Origin of the sequence: Rhizobium sp. Root274 (assembly GCF_001429245.1) — a bacterium.
Taxonomy (GTDB): Bacteria; Pseudomonadota; Alphaproteobacteria; order Rhizobiales; family Rhizobiaceae; genus Allorhizobium.
The window spans coordinates 860,473-885,842 of record NZ_LMJE01000007.1; the positions used below are offsets into that span (position 1 = coordinate 860,473).

Here is a 25,370-nt window from a genome sequence, read left to right on the forward strand (position 1 = left end):
GCATGCCAGACAGTGACAGACGGATAAATACAGGAGACAGACGATGTTCAGACACTTGCGAATTGGCCTATTGAGCGCATCCTTGCTCGCCCTTTCCACAGGCGCCGCACTCGCCGATTTCGAACTCAACATTCTCCACATCAACGATCTGCATTCCCGCATCGAAGCGATCAACAAGTCTGATTCCACCTGCTCCCCGGACGATGCGGCCAAGAATGAATGCTTCGGCGGCATTGCACGGGTAAAGGCCGCGATCGATGCGCGCCGCGCCGAACTTACGGATAAGAACGTGCTGACGCTCGATGCCGGCGACCAGTTCCAGGGGTCTCTCTTCTACACGACCTACAAGAGCGCCCCGATCGCCGAGTTCATGAACGGCATCGGCTTCGACGCCATGGCGATCGGCAATCACGAATTCGACGACGGGCCGGAAGAGCTCGCCAAGTTCATCGACGCCCTGAAATTCCCGATGATTTCGGGCAACACGCTGGCCGGCCTCAACTCGCCGGTCGCCGACAAGTTCAAGCCCTATATCGTCAAGGACTTTGGCGCCGATAAGGTCGCGGTCGTCTCCGTGCTCGCCACCGACACGGACGAGACTTCTTCGCCGGGTGATGCCATCCTGTTTGCAGACGAGATCGGCTACTTGAAGGAGGCTGTGAAGGAGATCGAAGGCCAGGGCATCGACAAGATCGTGCTCTTGTCCCATGTCGGCTACGTCAAGGACCAGGAGATCGCGAAAGCCGTTGACGGCATCGACGTCATCGTCGGCGGCCACAGCCACACGCTTCTTTCCTCGACCGACGAAAAGGCCGCCGGCCCCTATCCGACGCTGGTCAAAAGCCCTTCCGGCAAGGACGTGCCGATCGTCACGGCCTATGCCTATTCGAAATATCTCGGTGACCTGACCGTGACCTTTGACGATGCCGGAGTGGTCAAAGCCGCCAGCGGCGCGCCAAAACTGCTCGATGCCTCGGTAACGCCCGATGCCGGCTTCACCGCCAAGGTCGCCGAACTCGCCGGCCCGATCGAAGAGGTCAAGCAGAAGGAAATCGGCTCGACAGCCGAGGCGATCGACGGCGCCCGCGAAACCTGCCGTGCTGTCGAATGCACCATGGGCAACCTCGTCGCCGATGCCATGGTCGACCGCCTGCAGGACCAGGGCGTGACGATCGCCATCCAGAACGGCGGCGGTCTGCGCGCCTCGATCGATGCTGGCACCGTTACCATGGGGGAAGTGCTGACAGTTCTTCCCTTCCAGAACACGCTCGCCTCCTTCCAGCTGAAGGGCTCCGACGTTGTTGCAGCCCTCGAAAACGGCGTGAGCCAGGTGGAAGAAGCAGCCGGCCGCTTCCCGCAGGTCTCGGGCCTCAAATACACCTTCGACAAGTCGAAGCCGGCTGGCAGCCGCGTCTCGGATGTCCAGGTCAAGGAAGGCGACAACTGGGTCGCAATCGACGCCAACAAGATCTATGGCGTTGCCACCAACAACTACATGCGCGGCGGCGGCGACGGCTATAAGGTCTTCGCGACCGGCGGTCAGAACGCCTATGACTTCGGCCCGGGCCTCGAAACCGTAGTCGCCGACTACATCGCCAAGAACAGCCCCTACAAGCCCTATACCGACGGACGCATCACCGTCGCCGAAACAGCGGCTGCGGCAACGACGACAGCACCCGCTGCTGAAGCGCCGGCAGCACCTGCCACCGAAACCCCCGCCGCTCCTGCCGCCCCCACAACAGAGGCTTCGGCCCCTGCAGCACCGGCAGCAACCACTCCGGCGCCGACGGCAACCGAAACGGCCAAGTCCGTCGCTGAAACCGCCTACAAAGTGGTCGCTGGCGACAGCCTCTGGAAGATCGCCAAGGCCACCTATGGCGACGGTCTTCTGTGGAAGAAGATTGCCGAGGCGAACACACTGCGCAATCCGGACCTGATCGCGATTGGCAAGGAATTGCAGCTGCCGCCGAAGTAAGACGGTTCGCCGCATACGCTTCGAGCCGGTCCGGGCTTCCCCGGGCCGGCTTTTGCTTTTATCAGATGATCCCAGTGCCATATTTCGACGTATTGCTTCACTGCAGCAAATCATCAGGATAACCCAATGACCGCAATGCCCGCCCACTGGCCCTCCGACCATCCGCCCGTCAATTTCGGCAAGGTTGGCGTGCTCCTCGTCAACCTCGGCACACCGGATGGCACGGACTACAAGTCCATGCGCCGCTATCTCGAGGAATTCCTGACGGACAAGCGCGTCATCGAATGGTCACGCTGGTTCTGGTATCCGATCCTCTACGGCATCGTCCTGAACAAGCGCCCGCAGAAGGTCGGCAAGGCCTATGAAGAGATCTGGAACAAGGATCTCGACGAAAGCTATCTGCGCACCTACACCCGCAGCCAGGCCGAAAAACTCGCCGCCTCCCTGAAGGACCTGCCGAACGTGCATGTCGACTGGGCGATGCGCTACGGCCAGCCTGCGATCCAGGCCAAGATGAACGAGATGCAGAAGGCCGGTTGCGAACGCATCCTGATCTATCCGCTCTATCCGCAATATGCGGCAGCAACCACGGCGACGGTCAATGACGAGGCCTTCAAGGCGCTATTGAAGATGCGCTGGCAGCCGGCGCTGCGCACCGTGCCGCAATATGCCGATGATCCGGTCTATATCGCCTCGCTGGCAAACTCGATTACCGAGCATCTCGCCACCCTCGACTGGGAACCGGAACTCGTGATCACCTCCTATCACGGTATCCCGCGCTCCTATTTCATGAAGGGCGACCCCTATCACTGCCAGTGTTACAAGACGACGCGTCTGCTGCGCGACCATCTCGGCTGGGAGAAGGAAAAGCTGATGGTGACCTTCCAGTCCCGTTTCGGACCGGAAGAATGGTTGCAGCCCTACACGGATAAAACCGTCGAGAAGCTGGCCAAGGAAGGTGTCAAGCGCATCGCCATCCTCAATCCCGGCTTCGTTTCCGACTGCTTGGAAACGCTTGAGGAAATCGCTGGCGAAGCTGGCGAAGAATTCCTCCACCATGGCGGCGAGAAATTCACCCATATTCCCTGCCTCAACGACAGCGACAACGGCATGCGCGTGATCGAGAATGTCGTGCGCCGTGAGTTGCAGGGCTGGGTCTGAAAACACGCATCGCGGCACGCACACGTCACGGTGCCCCTGCCGCGATAGTTTGTTCGCAGACGCCGGATGGGTGCACGCGATAATGCGCGACGGTCATATTTCAGCAGCGGCAAACACAACCGGAATGCGAGCCGCCCTCGCGTTCGGTCTTGTTCCAGGCGGCGAGCACATTCCAGGCATTCTGTTGATGGATCTATGGAATCTCGATGTAACCCATAATCATTGACCAGCAATAAGCGACATATCGCGACAACCGGCAGCTGTCCAGCCTGTGAGGAGATGTCCGTCACCTCTCCATCTAATTGAATTTTATTATGATTTTATAGGTGTGAATTCTTATATTAAGAGTGCATTTAACAATGACTGCTAGAATTCTCGGCAACTGAAGGAGTTTGCCATGAGAATTCTGAAATCGACCGCAGCCATCGCGGCCCTGGTCCTCTCTGTAGGCCCGGCTCTCGCCGAGCCTCCGAAGCCCGACGTTGCCAAGCTTGTCACGCCTGCGATCATCGCAGAAATGCGCAAGTTCATCGATACTGAAATCGTTCAGGTGTCCGTCGAAGCCCAGAACCAGCGCTTCAACAACCTGTCGCAGGACAAGATCGACGCACTCGACAACCAGTGGAAGGCCGAGCGCGAAGCCGCCGACAAGCCGCTGATCGCAGCAACGCTGTCGAGCCCGCTCTCCGTCTATCTCGCCCGCATCCAGGGCAAGTCGCTTGGCCTTTATGCTGAAGTCTTCGTGATGGACCAGACCGGCCTCAATGTCGGCCAGAGCTCGGTCACCAGCGACTTCTGGCAGGGTGATGAAGACAAATATCAGAAAACCTTTGCCGTCGGCGATGATGCGCTCTTCGTTGATGAGCCCGAATGGGACGATGAAGCGAAGATCTGGCGCGATCAGGTGAGCTTCACCATCGTTTCCGCCGAGAAGAAGAAAATCGGTGCCGTCACGGTCGAATTGAACCTGACGGAACTCGAAAGACGTATGCAGGCCGGTTCCTGAGTGACCGCCACGGCGCCATGAGGGTGGCCGTGTCCGCAAACCATGTTGCACACTCTCCCCTATAGAGACGGGAATAGACCATGCTGAAGAACATCTCTGTCAGCGCCAAGGGCTTCGTCGCCTTTGGCATTCTGGCAGCCATCGCCATCGCCTCGTCCACCTTCATCTACAACCGCGCCCTGGTCGCAAGCCATCAGGTCGAGGAAAGCGGGCTCGTCAACCAACTGGTCGACACAATTACCGAATTCTCCGGCGATCTGTCGGTCACCGATCTCAACCTCAAGACCTTCCTGCTGACCGGCAACCGCGAATATTCGGCGGCAGCTGAGGCGGGCATCGCGGAAGTCGTCAAGGATATGGCCGACCTTGAGAAACTGTTCGCTGAACAGGCCCCGACAGAGCTACCGAAGCTGAAGGATGCCTTCGCAGCCGTCGGCGACTGGCGCACCAAGATCGTCGAGCGTCAGATTTCGCTGATGCGTGATCCGCAGTCGGTTGAACTGGCCCGCGCCATCGAAGTCACCGGTGAAGGCGAGAAGCTGGTCAAATCCTTCAATGAAAGCCTCCAGGCCGTGAAGACCGGCATGGCCGCGCGTGCCGCAACCTCGGCCTCGACCCAGCATGACGCTCTTGGCATCGTTGAGAATGTCAGCCTTCTTGCCTCCGTCGTCGTCGGCATTGCGGCTATCCTCATGGGCTTCCTCAACTTCCAGCTCGTGTCCCGTCCGCTCGGCAAGCTGGCCGAAGCAACTTCACGCCTCGCCAATGGCGATCTCGACGTCAGCATCGAGCAGGGCGGCAAGGACGAGATCGGTCGCATGGCCGGCTCCATGCAGATCTTCCGCGAGGCCGCCATCGCCAACAAGCGACTGGAAGCAGAAGCGGAGGAGAACCGCAAGCGGGCCGAGGCTGACCGCATCGCCGACCAGCAGCGCGCCGAAGCCGATGCCGCCGAACGCCTGCGCATCGCAACCTCGGGCCTGGCAGCTGGCCTCCAGCGTCTGGCAGCCGGCGACCTTGCCTTCCAGATCAACGAAGCCTTCGCGTCGGACTTCGAACAGCTGCGTAACGACTTCAACCTCTCGGTCCGCCAGCTGAACGAAACGCTCGCCGGCATCACCAACAGCGTCGCCACCATGGAAACCGGCACCCGCGAAATCGCCTCGGGCACCGACCATCTGTCGAAGCGCACGGAACAGCAGGCAGCCGCACTCGAGGAAACCGCAGCCGCCGTCGAAGAGATCACCGCCAATGTGGTCAACTCGACCAAGCGCACCGAAGAGGCACGCTCGGTCGCCGCCCATGCCAACACCTCCGCCAACCAGTCGTCGGAAGTCGTCGCCCGGGCCGAAGAAGCCATGCGCCGCATCGAAGGCTCGTCGCAGCAGATCTCCAACATCATCGGGGTCATCGACGAGATCGCCTTCCAGACCAACCTTTTGGCGCTGAACGCCGGTGTCGAAGCCGCGCGTGCCGGTGAAGCCGGCAAAGGCTTTGCCGTCGTCGCCCAGGAAGTCCGCGAACTCGCCCAGCGCTCGGCAAATGCTGCCAAGGAGATCAAGGCCCTCATCCAGAACTCGTCGACGGAAGTCGCCGGCGGCGTCGATCTCGTCCGCAAGACCGGCGAGGCACTGCGCACCATCGGTGGTTTCATCAGCGAGATGAACACCCACATGGATGCGATCGCGATCTCGGCAAAGGAACAGGCAACGGGCCTCTCGGAAGTCAACCATGCGGTCAACGCCATGGACCAGACGACCCAGCAGAACGCCGCCATGGTCGAGGAATCCAATGCCGCCTCCGGCGCACTGGCCGCCGAAGCCGCCAAGCTCCGCGACCTGATCTCGCACTTCAAGATCGAAGGCGCCCAGACGGCCCAGGCAAGCGCTCTCCGCGATACCGCCCGCGCCATGGCTCGTCCGAGCCAGCCGGCAGCACCGGCAGCACGCGCAGCAGCGCCGCGCCCTGCGGCACAGCCGGCCCGTGCCTCGGCCCCCGCCCCGCGCGCCCACAGCAATGCCGCCGTCGCCCAGGACAACTGGGAAGAGTTCTGAGCAACGCTGCGACCGCAAGATCGCGAGCATACGATGATGAAAGGCGGAGGGTCATCCTCCGCCTTTTCCTTTTAAAGTGCTGTTGATCCCCTCTGCCTTGCCCGCCAGACCAACCGCCTCTTGCAATCCCCGTGTCATGTCACGATGTTAGCCGCATGGAACGCGGCCGGATGCAGCCGTTTGGGGAGGGGAAAAGATCATGATTGCAGGTCCGGATATTGTCGTCATTGCGCTGGTGGCGCTGGTCGTTCTCGTTCTTTTTGCCGGGATCAAGACTGTGCCGCAGGGCTATCGCTACACGATCGAGCGGTTTGGCCGCTACACCCGTACGCTGGAGCCCGGCCTCAACCTGATCGTGCCCTTTATCGAACGCATCGGCGCAAAGATGAATGTCATGGAACAGGTCCTCGACGTGCCGACCCAGGAGGTGATCACCAAGGACAACGCCTCGGTCTCGGCCGACGCCGTCGCCTTCTACCAAGTGCTGAACGCCGCCGAAGCCGCCTATCAGGTCGCCAATCTCGAAAATGCCATCCTCAATCTCACCATGACCAATATCCGCTCGGTCATGGGCTCGATGGACCTCGACGAATTGCTGTCGAACCGTGAGGTGATCAACGACCGGCTGCTTAAGGTCGTCGACGAAGCCGTGCGCCCCTGGGGCATCAAGGTCACCCGCGTCGAGATCAAGGACATCCAGCCGCCGGTCGATCTCGTTGACGCCATGGGCCGGCAGATGAAGGCGGAACGCGAGAAGCGCGCGCAGGTGCTCGAAGCCGAAGGTTTCCGCAATGCGCAGATCCTGCGCGCCGAGGGTGCCAAGCAGTCGGCGATCCTCGAAGCCGAAGGTCAGCGCGAGGCGGCTTACCGCGAAGCGGAAGCCCGCGAACGTCTGGCCGAAGCCGAAGCCAAGGCGACGCGCATGGTCTCGGAGGCGATCGCCGCCGGTAACCTCAACGCCATCAACTACTTCGTGGCGCAAAAATACACGGAAGCCATGACCGCGATCGGTACCGCCAGCAATTCCAAGATCGTGTTGATGCCGATGGAGGCCTCGGCACTGGTCGGCTCTCTGGGCGGCATCGGCGCCATTGCCCGCGAAGTCTTCGGTGAACAAGGCGCTCGGCCCGTGCGGCCGGCGACGCCTGCGGCCCCGGCCGCAGCGCCCCGCGTTGCGCCCCCCGCGCGCACCACGCCCACCGTCAATCCCTTCGGCCACAGCAGCGAGACGTGACGATGACGGCCCGCATCATCACCGAACTCGGTCCCTGGAGCTGGTGGGTGCTCGGCATGCTGCTGCTCGCAGCCGAGCTGCTGATGCCCGGTGTATTTCTGGTCTGGATCGGGCTTGCAGCGCTCGCAACCGGCGCCCTCTCCCTCCTGCTCTGGGACCTTACGGCTTGGAGCTGGCAGGTGCAGGCGCTGGTCTTCGCCTTTGCCTCCGTCGCCTTTACCCTTGCGGGCCGCCGCTATTACGGCCGCGCCGATATCGGCAGCGACGAACCGCTCCTCAACCAGCGCGGCGCAAGCCTCGTCGGTCGCACGGCGACGCTCGCAGAGCCGATCCGAGAAGGTCGCGGCCGCATTCGTCTTGACGATACGTTCTGGATCGTCTTCGGCCCTGATTTGGCCGCCGGCACCCAGGTCCGCGTCGTCGCCAGCAATGGCCGCGATTTGACGGTGGAACGTACCTAACGCTCAAAGACGCCCGACAGGCCTCAGGCGACGCCGATGCGCAGCAGGTCGTGGAAGTGGATGAGGCCGATCGGATGATCGTGGTCGTCGACCACCATCAGCGCGCCGATACCGAGCTTGTTGATCATGGCCGCGGCTGTGGTCGCCAGGGCATCGCCCTGGATCACCTTGGGATTGGCGGTCATCACATGCTCGACATTGAGGACGGAGAGATCGCGCGCCAGATTGCGGGCCATGTCGCCTTCCGTCACGATCCCGCAAAGCTTGCCGCCGGCGTCTACGACGCCAACGCAGCCGAAGCGCTTGTGCGATAGGGTCTTCACCGCATCCGGCATGGACGTGCCGAGCGGCACCAGCGGCAACCGGTCACCGGTATGCATGATGTCGCGCACATGGGTGAGTGCTGCACCCAGCTTGCCGCCGGGATGGAAGGTGCGGAAATCCGAGGGCGAAAAACCACGGGCCTCAAGCAGCGCAATCGCGATGGCGTCGCCAATCGCCAGCTGCAGCACGGCAGACGTGGTCGGCGCCAGTCCGTGCGGGCAGGCCTCGGTCACCTTCGGCATCAGCAGCACGACATCGGCATTGCGTGCAAGCGTTGAATTCTCGCCCGAGGTGATTGCGATCAGCGGGATTGAGAACCGGCGGGAGAAGGCGAGAATGCCCTGCAGTTCCGCCGTTTCGCCGCCCCAGGAAATGGCGAGGATCGCATCATCCTGCGCGATCATGCCCAGATCGCCGTGATTGGCCTCCGAGGGATGCACGAAAAAGGCAGGCGTGCCGGTCGAGGCGAAAGTGGCAGCGATCTTCGAGCCAATATGGCCGCTCTTGCCGACCCCGGTAACGATGACCCGGCCGCCGATATCGCCGATGGCTTTAACGGCATTGCCGAAGGGCGCGGCGAGCGGCCCCGCAAGGGCATCTTCCAGTACCTGTAGCCCCTCCCGCTCGGTCGCAACGACCCGGATCGCGGACTGAGTGGCACTGGCTTCGACGAGATTGGCGGCGCGCTTGATCATGGCCCGTCCCTTACTGCGTTTGGACGTCTCTGTAAATCAGACCCGCGCAAGGGCTATGCCGAAACCAAACATTAACCACCTGGCTTTACCTTTCGGTAAGCATGACGGAGCGCCGGGCGGACAGATGAAGATGAATGAAAAGACGGGACTGCGGGGCTGCAAGCGCCTCGGGCTGCGCGGCATGACCGCGTTGCTGGCCGCCCATGTCTTTGCCCTGCCCTTGCCGCTTGCCGCCCAGCAGGCCCAGACACCGACGACAGCCACGACCGGGACGACCAATTGGCTGATGCCTAATGGCGGCAGCGCCACCGCGTCCGACACGACCGCTCTTCTGGCAGGCCCGACCGATCCGACCGCGGCTGCCGCTCAAACCGATCCGACCGCCACCGCGACCACGACGCCCGCTCCGGCTCTCCCGCCCGACGGTGACACTGCCGATGCGGCCCCGCTGGATGACGATCTCGGCCGGCAGAATTTGCGCGAAACGCGGCTCGACAATCCAGCCGCTGCCCGGATTCGTCGCGACGAGGAGGCTGATATGGGTATCCGTCTCGGCACGCTCATTCTGCGCCCTGCCCTCAGCCAGCAGATCGGCATCGAACGGGAAAAGACATCGACCGGCACGGAAAAACGGGTCTTTTCGGAAACCGGCCTCAAAGGCACCATCACGTCCGACTGGTCGCGGCATGAACTCACCATCGGCGGTGAAGGCGCCTGGCAGGAGACTCTTTCCGGCGACGGCACCGACAAGCCGCGCGCGCGGATCGACGCAAACCTGCGCCTCGACCTCGCCGATGATACCGTCGCCAATATCAGCGGCGCCTATAGTTTCAGCCGCGAAGATACCGATGATCCGAATGCCATTTCCGGTGCGAGCGTCCAGTCGGGCGTGCACCAGTTCGATGGCGGTGTGTCGATCGAGCGCGACCTCGGCATTCTGCGCGGCTCGATTGCCACGCAGGCAAGCCGTTATCTCTATTCCGACGCCGAACTTTCTGATGGCACGACCGTAGACCGCAGCGATCGCAACCGTACCCGCGCCACGGTCAGTGCGCGCCTCGGCGTGGAACTCTCGACCGCGCTGACGCCCTTCATCGAGGCAACGACCGGCAAGGTCATCTATGACGACAGCGTCGATTCCAGCGGATATCGCCGCTCGGCCGACATTTACGGCGCCAAGACCGGTGTGACGCTCGATCTGGGAGAAAAGCTGCGCGGCGAAGTGGCGCTGGGCTACGAACAACAACGGTTCGACGACAACCGCCTGGAGGATCTGTCGGCGGTGACGGTGGATGGCAACATCTTCTGGTCACCGCGCGAGGGAACCACTGTTGACGCCACGCTCGCCACCACCCTTGATCCGTCGACTGCAGCCGGCGTCAGTGGTGCGGCAATCCATAGCATCGACGTGAGCCTTGCCCATGACATCCGCAGCAATCTGGTTGCACGCCTCACCGGCGGCGCTTCGGTCAGCCGTTATGACGACGCGGGCGCCTCTGCCGACAAGACGGTCTACAATGCGGGGGCGGGTTTGACCTGGAAGGTCAATCGTTACCTCGACGCGACGGCTGACCTGACCTATGAGCGCAACGATTACAAATCTGCTGGCGACACCGATACGGTGACCGCACTGGTCGGCCTGACCGCCAAGCGCTAAGGCTCGGCGGTCAGCCAATTCAACCTTATTTCAGAGCGGCGAGAATTGCCTTCAGTTCCTGTTCGATGGACGGACGGATGTCCGGGCGCTCGATGGCAAAGGCGACATTGGCGAGAATGAAGCCGTCCTTGGCGCCGCAGTCGAAAGTCTGACCCTTGAAGTGGTACCCAGCGAAATCCTGGCTCTTGGCAAGCTTCAGCATGCCGTCGGTCAGCTGGATCTCGTTGCCGGCGCCCCGCTCCTGCGTCGACAGGATCTCGAAAATCTCCGGCTGCAGGATGTAGCGGCCATTGATGAAGAAGTTCGAAGGTGCAGTCCCCTTGGCCGGCTTCTCAACCATCTCGGTAATCTTGAAACCACCCTCAAGCGTCTCGCCGACGCCGACGATACCGTATTTATGCGCTTGTTCCGGCGCGCATTCCTCGACGGCCACAATATTGCCGCCGGTCTTTTCATAAAGTTCAACCATGCCCTTGAGGCAGGCCTTTTCGCCGCGCATAATCATGTCAGGCAGAAGCAGCGCAAAGGGCTCATGACCGACGATGTCGCGGGCGCACCAAACGGCGTGGCCAAGACCGAGAGGTTCCTGCTGGCGTGTGAAGCTGGTTTGCCCGGCGGTCGGCTGCAGATCGCTCAGGAGTGACAGTTCGGCGTTCTTGTTGCGGGCTTTCAGCGTCTGCTCAAGTTCGAACTGGATGTCGAAATAATCCTCGATGACGGCTTTTCCGCGTCCCGTCACGAAGACGAAATGTTCGATGCCCGCCTCGATCGCCTCGTCAACCACATACTGGATGACAGGCTTGTCGACGACGGTGAGCATTTCCTTCGGAACCGCCTTGGTTGCGGGCAGGAAACGCGTGCCGAGGCCGGCAACGGGAAAAACGGCTTTGCGGAGCTTTTTAGTCTGAACCACTCATTCCTCCTCGAGGATCTAATCGATTTACGCCATCATACCGCAGTCACGGCCAGTAACATAGAAGTGCTTAAGAATCGCAAAGACCGAGCCCGGCCGGGGCCACATGGTAAAGGTTTGTTGACTGAACAGCATTAACCTGGCGTGAACAGCCTTTGTTCCGGCTGCATACCGAAGAACGAAAGGGGAGATGCCCATGAAAAGACACCATCCCAGGGTTCTTGGGCCCAGGCTTCTGAGGTCCAGCCTTATCGGCGCCATCGCCTTGACCCTGTCGACGGCCATGATGCCGGTGCAGGCTTTTGCCGACGCTGGCTTCCAGAAATGGATTCGCGACTTCTATCCGATTGCGGCGAAGAGCGGCATCACGGAGAAGACCTACCGCCAGGCCTTCGCCGGGGTAAAGGAACCCGACCAGTTTGTGCTGGAAAAGGCGGGCTATCAGCCCGAGTTCAAGTCGGAGATCTGGGACTACCTGGACAGCCGGGTAAACCCCTACACCGTGAAGATCGGTCAGGAAATGCTCGCCAAGCATGGTGGGCTGATGAAGGCGCTGGAGAACCATTTCGGCGTCGACAAGCACGTCATTCTCGCCATCTGGTCGATGGAAACGAATTACGGGGCCGCCCTTGAACGCCCTGACCGTCTGCACAATGTGCCGCGTTCTCTGGCGACGCTCGCCTATGCCGACAAGAAGCGCGCGAAATATGCCCGCACCCAGCTGGTTGCGGCCCTGAAGATGCTGCAGAACGGCGACGTCTCGAACAAGAACCTGATGGGCTCCTGGGCGGGCGCCATGGGCCATACCCAGTTCATCCCGTCGAGCTATCTGCTTTACGGTATCGACGCCGATGGCAATGGCACCAAGGACATCTGGCACTCGGTGCCTGATGCGCTGGCAACAGCCGCCAATCTCCTGGCCAAGAACGGCTGGCAGACCGGCCGCACCTGGGGCTATGAGACGGTCGTACCGCAAGGGGGCTCCAAGTTCGCAGGTCAGACCAAGACGCTCGCCCAGTGGCAGGCGCTTGGCTTTGCCCGTCCCTCCGGCAAGGGCTTCAAGAACGGTGCAGAGCGCGCCGAACTCAAGATGCTCGGCGGCTCGAATGGCCCAGGCTTCCTGATGACGAAGAACTTCTTCGTCCTCAAGCGCTACAACGCCGCCGACAGCTATGCGCTCGGCGTCGGCCTGCTGGCCGACGAAATCGCCGGCTATGGCGGCATGCAGCAGCGCTGGCCGCGGCCGGACGGCACGCTCGACATGAAGGAAAAGTTCGAGTTGCAGACGCGCATGCAGGCGCTCGGCTATTATGACGGCAAGATCGACGGCAATTTCGGTTCGGGCTCCAAGGCTGCGATCGCCGCCATCCAGCAGCGCCTCGGCATGGCGGCCGATGGCCAGCCGTCGCGTGTCCTGCTCGAAGCCCTGCGTAACTGACACGATCCCCATCAGGACGGACCGCAGATTGACTTGCCGGCCGGCGCGCTCCACAACGGGCATCGCGTCGGCCGCATCTTTTTGGCAGGCCAAGAGCAAGAGCGGAGGAGATCGCAATGACAATTCGGCGCGTTGCTTTCAGCCGCCTGACCCGCCTTGCAAGCCTGGCTCTGGCCGTGGTGATTGCGGCCACCGCCTTGGTGAGCGTCGAAACGCAGGCCCAGCAATTGGAGCGTCGCCGTACGCTGTTTGACGTGCTGTTCGGCACGCGCCAGCCCGAATACGTGCCCCCGCGCGAGGTCCGACGCCCGATTAGGGAACCGCGGCCGCGCAAGAAGACCGGCGGCAGCATCACCAGGATCGACACCCGTGCGCCAACAAGCCGCGCCGTCCCCGCCGCCCCACCGCCACCGGAAAAACTGGACAATGCAAAGAAGGTCCTGGTCATCGGCGACTTCGTTGCTGGCGGCCTGGGTGAGGGTCTGAAAAGCGCCTTCGAGGATGCACCGGGCGTGGTGATCGAGACCCGCGCCAACGGCTCCTCCGGCCTTGTGCGCGACGATTTCTACGACTGGACCGGCACACTTCCGGGCCTGATCTCGGAACTCCGCCCGAGCGTGGTCGTGATCCAGATCGGCGCCAACGACCGCCAGCAACTGGTGACCGCGGCTGCGAAATACGATTTCCGCACCGATGCCTGGTTTACCGCCTATGCCACCCGCGTAACCGCGCTCGCCGAGGTCGCAGTCAAGGCCAAGATTCCGTTGATCTGGGTCGGCCTTCCGGCATTCCGGACGCAGAACATGACGGCAGACGCGCTGCGGCTGAACACGCTCTACCGCACGAACATCGAAAAGCTCGGCGGCGAATTTGTCGATGTCTGGGACGGCTTCGTCGACCAGGACGGCCGCTTTATCGTGACCGGCTCGGATATCAACGGCCAGCCCGTCCGCCTGCGCGGCAATGACGGCATCGGCTTCACCGCCCCCGGCAAACGCAAGCTCGCTTTCTATGTGGAGAAATCCGTGCGCCGCCTGCTCGGCGACATGAGCAGCCCGGATCTGGTGCGTCTCGACGCAACCAACCTCCCGGCCCTAATCGATCTGCCACCCGTCAAAGAAGACAAAGGCATCGTCAGCACGCCGCCGATCGACCTTTTCGACCCGGAACTGGACGGGGCAACCGAACTGCTAGGCGGCGCTCCTCTGCCCGCAACGGGGCAAAAGTCGGCGCGCGACATGCTGGTCCGCAGCGGCAAGCTGCCCGACCCGCCCGTCGGCCGCGTGGATTATGTGCAGCGCCCGGTGGATACCGTCGCGACACCCTGATCCCGCAAGAAAAAGGGCCGCCCGCGAGCGACCCTTTCAAAGCTTGAAGCGGAAGGCGCGTCTCAGCGCGGCAGCACGCTTTCGCCCATCAGTGCCTCGTCGATGGCGCGGGCCGCCTGGCGGCCCTCACGGATCGCCCAGACCACCAGCGACTGGCCACGACGGGCATCGCCCGCAACCCAGAGCTTGTCGACCGACGAACGATAGTCCTTCTCGTTGGCAACGACATTGGTCGAACCGCGACGGTCGGTATTGAGCGTGAGCTTGCCGTCGAGTTCCTTCAGCACACTGTCCGTGAAGGGACCGGAAAAGCCGATGGCGATGAAGGCAAGATCGGCCTTGATGATGAACTCGGTGCCCGGGATCGGCTTGCGGCGCTCGTCGACCTGGCAGCACTTCACGCCGGTCAGCACGCCGTCTTCGCCGACGAATTCGAGCGTTGCCACCTGGAATTCGCGCACGGCACCTTCGGCTTGGCTCGACGAGGTGCGCATCTTGGTCGCCCAGAAGGGCCAGACGGCGAGCTTGTCTTCGGTCTGCGGCGGGCGCGGGCGGATGTCGAGCTGGGTCACCTTGACGGCGCCCTGACGGAAGGCCGTGCCGACGCAGTCCGACGCCGTGTCACCACCACCGACGACGACGACATGCTTGCCGCCGGCGAGGATCGGATCGGCAGGCCAGCCATTGCTGTCGATGTTTTCGCGACCAACGCGGCGGTTCTGCTGCACGAGATAGGGCATGGCGTCGTGGACGCCATGGAATTCGACGCCGGGAATGCCGGCCTCGCGCGGGGTTTCCGAACCACCGCAATAGAGCACGGCGTCATAATCGGCACGCAGCTTCTCGACGGTCACGTCGACGCCGACATTCACGCCGCAATGGAAGGTGACGTTTTCGCCCTTCATCTGCTCGACGCGCCGATCGATAAAGTTCTTCTCCATCTTGAAATCAGGAATGCCGTAGCGCAGCAGGCCGCCGGGCTTGGTTTCGCGCTCGTAGACATGAACTTCATGGCCAGCGCGGCCGAGCTGCTGGGCAGCGGCAAGACCCGACGGACCCGAGCCGATGATCGCCACCTTCTTGCCGGTATGGATCGTTGCCGGCTGCGGCACGATGAAGCCGAGTTCATAGGCTTTGTCGGCAATCGCCTGCTCCACGGTCTTGATCGCGACCGGCGCATCTTCGAGGTTCAGCGTGCAGGCTTCCTCGCAAGGGGCCGGGCAGACGCGACCGGTGAATTCCGGGAAGTTATTGGTCGAGTGGAGGTTGCGGATCGCCTCCTCCCACTTGTTGTTATAAACGAGGTCGTTCCAGTCCGGGATCTGGTTATGCACCGGACAGCCAGTCGGACCATGGCAATAGGGAATGCCACAATCCATGCAGCGCGCCGCCTGCTTGGTCACTTCCGGATCCGACATGGGAATGGTGAATTCGCGGAAATGGCGGATACGGTCGGAGGCCGGCTGATACTTCGCCACCTGCCGGTCGATTTCCATGAAACCTGTAACCTTGCCCATTTTAAAGTCCTGCTAATCTGAGCTTCAACTGCACGGCCGAGCCGTGGGCGGCGACATCCCGGTCCATCCGGGATGTCGAGGTGGCAATCATTCGGCGGCGACGCCCATGCGCATGCGTTCCATCTCCTCAAGCGCGCGGCGGTACTCCACCGGCATGACCTTGCGGAACTTCGGGCGATACTCGGCCCAGCTGTCGAGGATCTGCTTGGCGCGGTTCGAGCCCGTGTAATGCAGATGGTTCGAGATCAGCTGGTAGAGGCGCTCCTCGTCATGGCGCGTCATGTCGCCCGACACGTCCACGAGGCCCTTGTGCATGAGGTCGCCGCCGTGATGGTGCAGCTTCTCCAGCATGTCGTCCTCTTCCGGAACCGGCTCGAGTTCGACCATGGCCATGTTGCAGCGCTTGGCGAAATCGCCGCTCTCGTCGAGAACGTAAGCCACGCCGCCCGACATGCCGGCCGCGAAGTTGCGGCCCGTCTCGCCGAGCACGACGACCACGCCGCCCGTCATGTATTCGCAGCCGTGGTCACCCACGCCCTCGACGACGGCAATCGCACCCGAGTTACGGACAGCGAAGCGTTCACCGGCCACGCCACGGAAGTAGCATTCGCCTGCTATCGCGCCGTAAAGCACGGTGTTGCCAACGATGATCGAGTTTTCAGCAATGATGCGGGCATTTTCCGGCGGGCGCACGATGATGCGGCCACCCGAAAGACCCTTGCCGACATAGTCGTTGCCATCACCCACGAGATCGAAGGTGATGCCACGCGCGAGGAACGCGCCGAAGGACTGACCGGCGGTGCCGTTCAGCGTCACATGGATCGTATCATCCTTCAGACCCTTGTGGCCGTAGCGCTTGGCAACTTCGCCAGACAGCATCGCGCCGGCCGAACGGTCGACATTCTTGATGTCGACGTCGAAGACGACAGGCTGTTTGGCTTCCAGCGACGGCATCGCCTTCTCGATCAACTTGCGATCGAGAATGTCGATGATCGGGTGGTTCTGGCGCTCGGTCCAGTAGGTGGCAGACTTCGGCGCGTCAACCTTGTGGAAGATCTTCGAGAAGTCGAGCCCCTTGGCCTTCCAGTGGGCGAGCATCTCGTCCTTCTCCAGGAGCTCGGAAGCACCGATGATCTCGTCGAGCTTGGTAACGCCAAGCGAAGCCAGGATCTCGCGCACCTCTTCGGCGACGAAGAAGAAGTAGTTGATGACATGCTCCGGCGTGCCCTTGAAGCGCTTGCGCAGCACCGGATCCTGAGTGGCAACGCCAACGGGACACGTGTTGAGGTGGCACTTGCGCATCATGATGCAGCCGGCCGCGATCAGCGGCGCCGTCGCAAAGCCGAACTCGTCGGCGCCCAGCAGCGCGCCGATGATCACGTCGCGGCCGGTCTTCAGACCACCGTCGACCTGCAGCGCGATGCGCGAACGAAGCCCGTTCAGCACCAGCGTCTGCTGCGTCTCGGCAAGGCCAATTTCCCACGGGCTACCCGCATGCTTCAGCGAGGTGAGCGGCGAAGCGCCCGTGCCGCCGTCGAAGCCGGATACAGTGATATGGTCGGCGCGCGCCTTGGCAACGCCGGCAGCAACCGTGCCGACGCCGACTTCCGAGACGAGCTTGACCGAGACATCGGCCTCCGGGTTGACGTTCTTCAGGTCGTAGATCAGCTGCGCCAGATCTTCGATCGAATAGATGTCGTGATGCGGCGGCGGCGAGATCAGACCCACACCCGGGGTCGAGTGACGGGTTTTGGCAACGGTGGCATCGACCTTGTGACCGGGCAACTGGCCGCCTTCGCCGGGCTTCGCCCCTTGCGCGACCTTGATCTGCAGCATGTCGGCATTGACCAGGTATTCGGTCGTCACGCCAAAGCGGCCGGACGCGATCTGCTTGATCGCCGAACGCTCGGGGTTCGACGACCCGTCCGCCAGCGGCAGGTAACGATCACTCTCTTCGCCGCCCTCGCCGGTGTTCGACTTACCGCCGATCCGGTTCATGGCGATCGCCAGCGTCGTATGCGCCTCACGGCTGATCGACCCGAAGGACATGGCGCCTGTCGAGAAACGCTTGACGATCTCGACCGCCGGCTCGACCTCGTCGATGGACACAGGTTTGCGGCCGAGCGCTTCCGCCGACTTGATCTTGAACAGGCCACGGATGGTGTTCATCCGAAGATTGCTGTCGTTCACCATCTCGGCGAATTCGCGGTAGCGTTCCTGGCTGTTGCCGCGAACGGCATGCTGCAGCGAGGCGATCGAGTCAGGGCTCCAGGCGTGATTTTCACCGCGCATGCGATAGGCATATTCGCCGCCGATATCGAGCGTATTGGCGAGAACCGGATCCTTGCCGAAAGCGGACGAATGGCGGGCGACGGTTTCCTCTGCGATTTCGGTGAGGCCAATGCCTTCGATGGTCGTCGCCGTGCCGAAGAAATACTTGTCGACCAGCTCGGACGAGAGACCAATCGCGTCGAAGATCTGCGCGCCGCAATAGGACTGGTAGGTCGAGATGCCCATCTTGGACATGACCTTGAGGATGCCCTTACCGACAGCCTTGATGTAGCGATAGACGACTTCGTCTTCCGACACTTCCTTCGGGAATTCCCCATGCTTGTGCATATCGGTGAGAGTGTCGAAAGCGAGATAGGGGTTGATCGCCTCGGCGCCAAAGCCCGCGAGACAGCAGAAGTGATGCACTTCGCGCGGCTCACCCGATTCGACGACGAGACCGACCGAGGTGCGAAGCCCCTTGCGGATCAGGTGGTGATGCACGGCCGCAGTCGCCAAGAGGGCCGGGATGGCGATGCGATCCGGGCCGATTTGGCGGTCGGAAAGCACGATGATGTTGTAGCCGCCGCGCACCGCCGCTTCTGCGCGTTCGCAGAGGCGATCGAGCATTTCCGGCATGCCTTCGGCGCCGCGCGCGACGTCATAGGTGAAGTCGAGCGTCTTGGTGTCGAAGCGGTCTTCCATGTGACCGATAGAGCGGATCTTTTCCAGATCGCCATTGGTCAGGATCGGCTGGCGCACTTCCATGCGCTTGGCATTCGCCATGCCTTCATGGTCGAGAATGTTCGGACGCGGGCCGATGAACGAGACGAGGCTCATGACGAGCTCTTCGCGGATCGGGTCGATCGGCGGGTTGGTGACCTGGGCGAAGTTCTGCTTGAAATAGGTATAAAGCAGCTTCGACTTGGTCGACATCGCCGAAATCGGCGTATCGGTTCCCATCGAGCCGATCGCTTCCTGGCCGGTGGTCGCCATCGGCGACATCAGGATCTTGGTGTCTTCGGTCGTGTAGCCAAATGCCTGCTGGCGATCGAGCAGCGACACGTCACGGCGCAGTGCGCGCGGTTCTACCGGCTTCAGGTCTTCGAGGATCAGCTGGGTGCGGTCGAGCCATTCGCGATAGGGATGGCTGCCAGCCAGCGACGACTTCACTTCCTCGTCGGAAATGATGCGACCTTCGGCCATGTCGATGAGCAGCATCTTGCCCGGCTGCAGGCGCCACTTCTTGACGATCCGCTCTTCCGGCACCGGCAGCGTACCTGCTTCCGACGCGAGGATGACGCGGTCGTCGTCGGTGACGAGATAACGGGCCGGACGCAGGCCGTTACGGTCGAGGGTCGCACCAATCTGCTTGCCATCGGTAAAGCAAACGGCGGCCGGACCATCCCACGGCTCCATCATCGCCGCATGGTATTCGTAGAAGGCTTTGCGCTCAGGCGACATCAGCTGGTTGCCGGCCCAGGCTTCGGGGATCAGCATCATCACGGCATGCGCCAGCGAATAGCCACCGCGCTGCAGGAATTCGAGCGCGTTGTCGAAACAGGCGGTATCTGACTGGCCTTCATAGGAGATCGGCCAGAGCTTGGAGATGTCGTCGCCGAAGAGCGGCGAGGAGACCGATGCCTGACGCGCCGCCATCCAGTTGACGTTGCCGCGCAGCGTGTTGATTTCGCCGTTATGGGCGACCATGCGGTAGGGGTGGGCCAGCTTCCAGGAGGGGAAGGTGTTGGTGGAGAAGCGCTGATGCACGAGGGCAACGGCTGACTCGAAGCGCGGATCGGCGAGATCCTTGTAATAGGCACCAACCTGGTAGGCAAGGAACATGCCCTTGTACACGATGGTCGAGGACGACAGCGAGACCGGATAAAAGCCGGTTTCCTGGCCACCATACTGATCGTAGATCCGGTTGGAAATCACCTTGCGCAGCAAGAACAGGCGACGCTCGAACTGCTCCTGGGTTGCAGCATCGCGGCCGGCACCAATGAAAACCTGGATCTGGCGCGGCTCGGTTGCGGCAATCTCCGGCGCCTTCGACAGCGAAGAGTTGTCGACCGGTACGTCACGGTAACCGAGGAGGGTCTGGCCCTCGGCCAGACAGACCTCGGCGATGACCTTCTTGAAGTGGGTGATCTGCTCTTCGTCCTGCGGGAAGAAGAAATGGCCAACGGCATATTCACCCGCCTTCGGCAGGGTGATGCCCTGGAGCGCCATTTCCTCGCGGAAGAACCGGTCCGGGATCTGCACCAGAATACCGGCACCATCGCCCATCAGCGGATCGGCACCGACGGCGCCGCGATGGGTGAGGTTCTCCAGAATGAACAACCCGTCCTTGACGATCTGGTGCGACTTGACGCCCTTCATATGGGCGATGAAGCCGACGCCGCAGGCATCGTGCTCGTTTTTCGGATCATAAAGACCCTGCTTGGCAGGAAGACCGGCGCGCACGACCGGCTTCTCGCCCGTCGATTCCGCGCTCGCGGACCGCATGATCTCTTCGGATGACGTTAGCTTCGTCATGGCCTTCCCTCCAATAGGCCCGGCGGACCGGGCAGGTTGATCTGGAACCTCTCGCGACTTTGGGCGCCAGACGGCTGAGACCCTAGCCTGACCCGGCTTGATCACCACCGCATGACACCTGCGCTCGAGCTTCCAAAACTCGAATTAGGTCAATCAATCTGACCTAATTTTCAAATTTCTATGACAGAATGTAACCCGTCTTGCAAGAGGACGCACGGAAAATTAACGGATGGAGAGACGCTTAATTACCGTTACATCGATCCGCGCGCAACTTTATGTCGCCGACAGTTCTTGGCCGTTCAGGTTCTTGCGGAATCGGTTGAAGCGACATGGTCCGCCGCGGACCGGATTGATCACGTCGCGGAAATGCCTAATCTCCAAACACCCTCCCCCGTCTCAGGAAATGATCCCATGTTCTTCGCATCCGACAACTGGTCCGGCGCCCATCCCAAGATCGCCGAAAGCTTGACGCGTTTCGCCTCCGGTTATGCCGCCGCTTACGGCACCAGCGACCACGACAAGCTGATCGAAGCAAAGTTCAATGACATGTTCGAACGCGAGGTCGCCGTTTTCTTCGTCGCCACCGGCACGGCCGCCAATTCGCTGGCACTCGCAAGCGTCGCCAAGGCCGGCGGCGTCACCTTCTGTCATTATGATGCCCATGTGAATTCCGACGAAGGCGGGGCACCCGAATTCCTGACCGGCTCCACCCGGCTCTTTCCGGTCGAAGGCGACAACGGCAAGATCGATCCGGAAGCGCTCGACATCGCCGTCTCGCGCTTCGACGTGCCCTCCGTCCATCACGGCCGCCCGATGGCCATCACCGTCACCCAGGCAACCGAGGCCGGCACGGTCTACTCGCTCGATGAACTCGATGCCATCGCCGCCATCGCCAAGGCGAAGAACCTGCCGCTCCACATGGATGGCGCCCGCTTCGCCAATGCGCTGGTTGCCCTGAAGGCAAGCCCGGCCGAGATGACCTGGAAGCGCGGCGTCGACATTCTCTCCTTCGGCGGCACCAAGAACGGCTGCTGGTGCGCCGAAGCGATCATCTTCTTCAAGCTCGAAATGGCAGAGGAGATGCCCTATATCCGCAAGCGCTCCGCCCAGCTCTTCTCCAAGACCCGTTTCATCTCGGCCCAGCTCGAAGCCTATCTGGAAAACGATCTCTGGCTGGACCTCGCCGGCCATTCCAACGCCATGGCCGACCGCCTGCGTGCCGGGCTCTCGGCCAAGAACACCACCCGCCTTGCCTGGGAGACGAGCGCCAACGAGGTCTTTGCCGTCGCGGACAAGGATGCCGTCGCTCGCGCCCGCGCCAAGGGCGCCAAGGTCTATGACTGGCTCCCGCCGCGCGACATGCCATATCTGCTCGGCGAAAACGAAACGCTGCTGCGCCTCGTCACGAGCTTTGCGACGACGAAAGAAGAAGTCGATCAATTCATAGAAGTCGTCTGACGCGCGACTTTCTTACAAGAATATCGAACAACAAAACTACAATAATCATTGATTTTCCATTCGGTGATCCACTCGCCATGATCCCCTTACCGGCCCAGGAACGGACCGGTTTGGGAAACAGCTTCACGATCCGAGGAGAAGCATCATGAGCAAGTACACCACCAACGCCGCAGCACTCGCCGCCGCCGTCACCATGGCCGTCGGGGCCACTGCCCTCCTGTCGGGTCCCGCCGTGGCGCAGGAAAAGGAAAAGTGCTTCGGCGTCGCCATGGCCGGCAAGAATGATTGCGCCGCCGGCGCCGGCACCACCTGCGCCGGGACCTCCAAGGTCGATTACCAGGGCAATTCCTGGAAATACGTCGCCAAGGGCACCTGCATGACCATGGCTTTGCCCGATGGCCGCATGGGCTCGCTCGAAGCCCTCGATCGCGACCTCCCCAAGGCCTGAGCCTTCCCCGTCCCGGTCTCTGCGGTTCTGCCGCAGCGGCCGGGATGCGGCTGGACTGCCCGTCAGGCTGAGGAGACCGTCATGCCGTCAAACCCATCGACCTCGAACACCACGCCAGTGCTTGCCGCCCGCAGCGGCGCAGGCTTCAAGCCTCAGCACGCGGATGAAATCCTGGCGGATGCCTTCCGCATCGGCTTTCTCGAAGTCCACGCCGAAAACTACATGGGCGCAGGCGGCCACCCGCACCGGATCCTGACCCGGATGCGCGAGGATTTTCCGCTCTCGGTCCACGGCGTCGGTCTGTCGATCGGCAGCCCAAAGGGCCTGGACTCGGATCACCTTAACCGCCTGAAAGCCGTTGTCGATCGCTATCAGCCGGCCATGGTGTCCGAACACCTCGCCTGGTCGACCCATGACGACCACTTCTACAACGACCTCCTGCCGGTGCCTTACGACCAGCAGACGCTCGACCGGGTCTGCGATCACATCGATCAGGTGCAGGAAGCGCTAAAGCGTAAAATCCTGCTTGAAAACCCCTCGACCTATGTCGCCTTCGAGGCAGCCACCATGACCGAGACGGATTTCATCGGGGCAATCGCGCGGCGCACCGGCTGCGGCCTGCTGCTCGATATCAACAACGTGCACGTCTCCGCCACCAATCACGGCTATGGCGCACTGGATTATCTCGCCGACTTTCCCCTGCTCTCCGTCGAGGAGATCCACCTCGCCGGCCATGCGACGGATGAAGACGATGCCGGCCTTCCGCTCCTGATCGACAGCCATGACCGACCGGTGGACGACGTGGTCTGGTCGCTCTACCGCAAGGTTCTCGCCCGCACCGGGCCGCTGCCAACCCTGATCGAATGGGACAATGACGTGCCCGACTGGCCGATCCTGAAGCGCGAGGCAGAGCGGGCCGATGCCTTGTTGCATCTCTTCGGCGAGCAACGCCTGGGGCTGCGCCATGCATCCTGATCCCGTCACCAGCGGCAGTTTTGCCGCAGCGCTCCGCAATCGCGACCTGCCCTTACCGGCAGGCCTCACTCGCCCCTCTGGCCGCCCGTCCAACCGTCGCTTCGCCGTCTACCGTAACAATGTCACGGTCTCCCTGGTCGATGCGCTGGCGGCGATCTACCCGACCTTGCAGAACCTCGTCGGCGAAGAATTCTTCCGCGCCATGGCGCATGCTTATGTGCTTAATAATCTGCCGACATCACCGCTGATGTTCACCTATGGCGCAAGCTTTCCGGCCTTTGTCGAGGCTTTCGGCCCGGCAAGCGACCTGCCCTTCCTTGCCGATGTGGCCCGGGTGGAGCGCGCCTGGCTCGACGCCTTCCATGCCGCCGACCGGGCCCCGCTTGCCCCCCAGGCTCTGGCAATGGTGGCGGAAGACGCCTTGCCCGAGATCCGCTTCGAAATTCATCCGGCCAGCCGCCTTCTGGCGCTTTCCCATGCAGCCGGCAGCATTGTCGGCCGCGACCGGCAAGGTCTGCCGCTTGAGGGGTTGGTCCCCTTCCAGCCGGAAGCCGTGTTGATCACCCGCCCCGCCTACGATGTAGGCATCACGGTGTTGACCCCGGAAGCCAATGCCTTTGTCGGCGCCCTGACGGCCGGCAATAGCTTTACCGAGGCCTGCGATGCGGCAGATACCGTAGCCCCCGGGACCGATATCGGCAGTCTTCTGACGCTCACTCTTGCCAGCGGCGCCTTCAGCGATCTGAGGCTGCCAGAGACAGGGACAGGGACAGGTTCATGATCCGGCAGATCCGCATTCTGAAATCACTTTACGACCGACTCGTCGCCACAGTGGAACGCCTGCTCGACCGCTGGTTCCTTGGCCTTGCCGCCCGGCTTGTCTTCGCCGCGGTGCTGCTCGCCTATTACTGGAATTCGGCGCTGACCAAGTTCGATGGGCTCTTTTCGATCAGCGACAGCGCCTATTACCAGATCGCACTCCCGGCCGTGGACGCTGCCGGTGGCGATGTCTCCGCGGTTGCCTTCTTTCCCTGGGGACTGATGGTCGTGTTCGGCGCCTATGGCGAGGCGATCCTGCCGATTCTCGTGGTTCTCGGCCTCTTCACCCGTATCGCAGCGACGGGCATGATCGGCTTCATCCTCGTCCAGAGCCTGACCGACATCTTCGTTCACAAGGTCGATCCTGCGACCATCGGCGCGCTGTTCGACCGCTTTCCCGACAGTGTCATTCTCGACCAGCGCCTGCTCTGGATCTTTCCCCTGCTTTATCTCGCCGTAAAAGGAGCAGGCTTCCTCTCCCTCGACAAGATCCTCGGCACATTCTGGACCAGACGATTCGCTTGAACTCAAACGAAAAGGCGGCGGGCTTTCGCCCACCGCCTCAGTCAGCTGGTGATTCCGACCGATCAGTTCACATGTGCCTCGATGGCCTTGGGCGCGGCACCAGCGGCCTCCGCGGCAATCGCGATCCGGCGCGGCTTCATGGCCTCGGGAATGTTGCGCAGAAGATCGATGTGCAGCAGCCCATTCTTCAGCGAAGCGGCGGTCACCTCGACATGGTCGGCAAGCTGGAAGCGGCGCTCGAAGGCGCGCTTGGCGATACCGCGATAGAGGAATTCGCTCTGCTCGACCTTTTCGTCTTCGGCCTTTTCACCCTTCACGGTCAGCACATGCGCATGTGCCTCGATCGAAAGCTCGCTTTCGTCGAAGCCGGCAACGGCCATGGTGATCCGGTAAAGGTTTTCGCCGGTGCGTTCTATGTTGTAGGGCGGATAGCTCTGGGCCTGCTCCGGCTGTCCGAGGCTGTCGAGCATCGTGAACAGGCGGTCGAAACCGACGGTGGAGCGGTAGAGCGGGGAAAAATCGACGTGACGCATTGTGTCCTCCTGGAAGCGACGTTGGCGTTTTGGGGTCCACCTC

The 25,370-nt window shown here is 61.9% G+C and carries 19 protein-coding genes; 14 read left to right on the top strand and 5 right to left on the bottom strand.

The features are described from left to right. The first annotated feature begins 43 nt into the window (after positions 1 to 43). The 6 genes from ASE36_RS13130 to ASE36_RS13155 all read left to right on the top strand — a co-directional run bounded on the left by ASE36_RS13130 (position 44) and on the right by ASE36_RS13155 (position 7,891). Positions 44 to 1,975, top strand: coding sequence for a 5'-nucleotidase C-terminal domain-containing protein (locus ASE36_RS13130; RefSeq protein WP_062280045.1), 1,932 nt, complete (start codon positions 44 to 46; stop codon positions 1,973 to 1,975). A gap of 126 nt (positions 1,976 to 2,101) precedes the next feature. Continuing rightward, the gene (gene hemH / locus ASE36_RS13135; RefSeq protein WP_062280047.1) at positions 2,102 to 3,136 is read left to right on the top strand and encodes a ferrochelatase; all 1,035 of its coding nucleotides are present in this window, start codon (positions 2,102 to 2,104) and stop codon (positions 3,134 to 3,136) included. Between the two features lie 397 nt (positions 3,137 to 3,533). After that, on the top strand, positions 3,534 to 4,142 hold the full coding sequence (locus ASE36_RS13140) for a hypothetical protein (protein WP_062280050.1): 609 nt from the start codon (positions 3,534 to 3,536) through the stop codon (positions 4,140 to 4,142). An 80-nt stretch (positions 4,143 to 4,222) separates the two neighbouring features. Beyond that, complete coding sequence (locus tag ASE36_RS13145) at positions 4,223 to 6,196, top strand: methyl-accepting chemotaxis protein (protein ID WP_062280053.1); 1,974 nt, start codon at positions 4,223 to 4,225, stop codon at positions 6,194 to 6,196. Positions 6,197 to 6,395: 199 nt separating this feature from the next. After that, the gene (locus tag ASE36_RS13150; RefSeq protein ID WP_413813655.1) at positions 6,396 to 7,430 is read left to right on the top strand and encodes an SPFH domain-containing protein; all 1,035 of its coding nucleotides are present in this window, start codon (positions 6,396 to 6,398) and stop codon (positions 7,428 to 7,430) included. A gap of 2 nt (positions 7,431 to 7,432) precedes the next feature. Further along, a complete protein-coding gene (locus ASE36_RS13155; protein WP_062280058.1) occupies positions 7,433 to 7,891 on the top strand; it encodes an NfeD family protein in 459 nt (152 codons plus the stop codon). A 23-nt stretch (positions 7,892 to 7,914) separates the two neighbouring features. On the opposite strand, the gene ASE36_RS13160 is transcribed toward ASE36_RS13155, so the two are convergent. Further along, positions 7,915 to 8,910: a KpsF/GutQ family sugar-phosphate isomerase gene (locus tag ASE36_RS13160; RefSeq protein WP_062280061.1), complete on the bottom strand. Its 996-nt coding sequence runs from the start codon at positions 8,908 to 8,910 to the stop codon at positions 7,915 to 7,917. Positions 8,911 to 9,040: 130 nt separating this feature from the next. Between ASE36_RS13160 and ASE36_RS13165 the strand changes: the two genes are divergently transcribed. Next, complete coding sequence (locus tag ASE36_RS13165) at positions 9,041 to 10,567, top strand: outer membrane beta-barrel protein (protein WP_244474739.1); 1,527 nt, start codon at positions 9,041 to 9,043, stop codon at positions 10,565 to 10,567. Positions 10,568 to 10,592: 25 nt separating this feature from the next. Here the strand turns inward: ASE36_RS13165 and galU are convergent, their stop codons facing one another. Further along, on the bottom strand, positions 10,593 to 11,480 hold the full coding sequence (galU, locus tag ASE36_RS13170; RefSeq protein WP_062280066.1) for a UTP--glucose-1-phosphate uridylyltransferase GalU: 888 nt from the start codon (positions 11,478 to 11,480) through the stop codon (positions 10,593 to 10,595). A 283-nt stretch (positions 11,481 to 11,763) separates the two neighbouring features. Here galU and ASE36_RS13175 point away from each other — a divergent pair, with 283 nt between their 5' ends. After that, on the top strand, positions 11,764 to 12,918 hold the full coding sequence (locus ASE36_RS13175) for a lytic murein transglycosylase (protein WP_413813661.1): 1,155 nt from the start codon (positions 11,764 to 11,766) through the stop codon (positions 12,916 to 12,918). A 116-nt stretch (positions 12,919 to 13,034) separates the two neighbouring features. Further along, on the top strand, positions 13,035 to 14,246 hold the full coding sequence (locus tag ASE36_RS13180; protein ID WP_062280072.1) for a DUF459 domain-containing protein: 1,212 nt from the start codon (positions 13,035 to 13,037) through the stop codon (positions 14,244 to 14,246). Between the two features lie 62 nt (positions 14,247 to 14,308). Here ASE36_RS13180 and ASE36_RS13185 read toward each other — a convergent pair whose 3' ends face one another. Together ASE36_RS13185 and gltB are read right to left on the bottom strand one after the other, a co-directional pair. Next, positions 14,309 to 15,763 (bottom strand): glutamate synthase subunit beta, encoded by a 1,455-nt coding sequence (locus tag ASE36_RS13185; RefSeq protein ID WP_062280075.1) that lies wholly within the window; start codon positions 15,761 to 15,763, stop codon positions 14,309 to 14,311. A gap of 87 nt (positions 15,764 to 15,850) precedes the next feature. Beyond that, on the bottom strand, positions 15,851 to 20,539 hold the full coding sequence (gene gltB, locus ASE36_RS13190; protein WP_062281362.1) for a glutamate synthase large subunit: 4,689 nt from the start codon (positions 20,537 to 20,539) through the stop codon (positions 15,851 to 15,853). A 441-nt stretch (positions 20,540 to 20,980) separates the two neighbouring features. On the opposite strand from gltB, the gene ASE36_RS13195 reads away from it, so the two are divergent. The 5 genes from ASE36_RS13195 (at position 20,981) to ASE36_RS13215 (ending at position 24,794) form a co-directional block, all read left to right on the top strand. Next, positions 20,981 to 22,027: a threonine aldolase family protein gene (locus ASE36_RS13195; protein WP_062280078.1), complete on the top strand. Its 1,047-nt coding sequence runs from the start codon at positions 20,981 to 20,983 to the stop codon at positions 22,025 to 22,027. Positions 22,028 to 22,172: 145 nt separating this feature from the next. Beyond that, on the top strand, positions 22,173 to 22,475 hold the full coding sequence (locus ASE36_RS13200; protein ID WP_062280081.1) for a DUF2282 domain-containing protein: 303 nt from the start codon (positions 22,173 to 22,175) through the stop codon (positions 22,473 to 22,475). Positions 22,476 to 22,556: 81 nt separating this feature from the next. After that, positions 22,557 to 23,450, top strand: a complete 894-nt coding sequence (locus tag ASE36_RS13205; RefSeq protein ID WP_062280084.1) for a DUF692 domain-containing protein — start codon at positions 22,557 to 22,559, stop codon at positions 23,448 to 23,450. Then, complete coding sequence (locus ASE36_RS13210) at positions 23,440 to 24,231, top strand: DUF2063 domain-containing protein (RefSeq protein WP_062280087.1); 792 nt, start codon at positions 23,440 to 23,442, stop codon at positions 24,229 to 24,231. The genes ASE36_RS13205 and ASE36_RS13210 overlap by 11 nt, the downstream gene beginning before the upstream one ends. Beyond that, positions 24,228 to 24,794, top strand: coding sequence for a DoxX family protein (locus tag ASE36_RS13215; RefSeq protein ID WP_200945171.1), 567 nt, complete (start codon positions 24,228 to 24,230; stop codon positions 24,792 to 24,794). Before ASE36_RS13210 ends, ASE36_RS13215 begins: the two co-directional genes overlap by 4 nt. 62 nt (positions 24,795 to 24,856) lie before the next feature. Here the strand turns inward: ASE36_RS13215 and ASE36_RS13220 are convergent, their stop codons facing one another. Next, positions 24,857 to 25,327, bottom strand: coding sequence for an Hsp20 family protein (locus ASE36_RS13220; protein WP_062280091.1), 471 nt, complete (start codon positions 25,325 to 25,327; stop codon positions 24,857 to 24,859). Positions 25,328 to 25,370 lie beyond the last annotated feature (43 nt).

Excerpts from the sequence above, each read along its gene's own strand:
- ASE36_RS13210 (WP_062280087.1), top strand. The coding sequence starts at position 23,440 with ATGCATCCTGATCCCGTCACCAGCGGCAGTTTTGCCGCAGCGCTCCGC.
- ASE36_RS13140 (WP_062280050.1), top strand. The coding sequence starts at position 3,534 with ATGAGAATTCTGAAATCGACCGCAGCCATCGCGGCCCTGGTCCTCTCT.
- ASE36_RS13180 (WP_062280072.1), top strand. The coding sequence starts at position 13,035 with ATGACAATTCGGCGCGTTGCTTTCAGCCGCCTGACCCGCCTTGCAAGC.
- ASE36_RS13165 (WP_244474739.1), top strand. The coding sequence starts at position 9,041 with ATGAATGAAAAGACGGGACTGCGGGGCTGCAAGCGCCTCGGGCTGCGC.
- gltB (WP_062281362.1), bottom strand. The coding sequence starts at position 20,539 with ATGCGGTCCGCGAGCGCGGAATCGACGGGCGAGAAGCCGGTCGTGCGC.
- ASE36_RS13220 (WP_062280091.1), bottom strand. The coding sequence starts at position 25,327 with ATGCGTCACGTCGATTTTTCCCCGCTCTACCGCTCCACCGTCGGTTTC.
- ASE36_RS13160 (WP_062280061.1), bottom strand. The coding sequence starts at position 8,910 with ATGATCAAGCGCGCCGCCAATCTCGTCGAAGCCAGTGCCACTCAGTCC.
- ASE36_RS13185 (WP_062280075.1), bottom strand. The coding sequence starts at position 15,763 with ATGGGCAAGGTTACAGGTTTCATGGAAATCGACCGGCAGGTGGCGAAG.
- ASE36_RS13145 (WP_062280053.1), top strand. The coding sequence starts at position 4,223 with ATGCTGAAGAACATCTCTGTCAGCGCCAAGGGCTTCGTCGCCTTTGGC.
- ASE36_RS13215 (WP_200945171.1), top strand. The coding sequence starts at position 24,228 with ATGATCCGGCAGATCCGCATTCTGAAATCACTTTACGACCGACTCGTC.
- ASE36_RS13150 (WP_413813655.1), top strand. The coding sequence starts at position 6,396 with ATGATTGCAGGTCCGGATATTGTCGTCATTGCGCTGGTGGCGCTGGTC.
- ASE36_RS13130 (WP_062280045.1), top strand. The coding sequence starts at position 44 with ATGTTCAGACACTTGCGAATTGGCCTATTGAGCGCATCCTTGCTCGCC.
- ASE36_RS13175 (WP_413813661.1), top strand. The coding sequence starts at position 11,764 with ATGATGCCGGTGCAGGCTTTTGCCGACGCTGGCTTCCAGAAATGGATT.
- ASE36_RS13195 (WP_062280078.1), top strand. The coding sequence starts at position 20,981 with ATGTTCTTCGCATCCGACAACTGGTCCGGCGCCCATCCCAAGATCGCC.
- hemH (WP_062280047.1), top strand. The coding sequence starts at position 2,102 with ATGACCGCAATGCCCGCCCACTGGCCCTCCGACCATCCGCCCGTCAAT.
- ASE36_RS13155 (WP_062280058.1), top strand. The coding sequence starts at position 7,433 with ATGACGGCCCGCATCATCACCGAACTCGGTCCCTGGAGCTGGTGGGTG.
- ASE36_RS13205 (WP_062280084.1), top strand. The coding sequence starts at position 22,557 with ATGCCGTCAAACCCATCGACCTCGAACACCACGCCAGTGCTTGCCGCC.
- ASE36_RS13200 (WP_062280081.1), top strand. The coding sequence starts at position 22,173 with ATGAGCAAGTACACCACCAACGCCGCAGCACTCGCCGCCGCCGTCACC.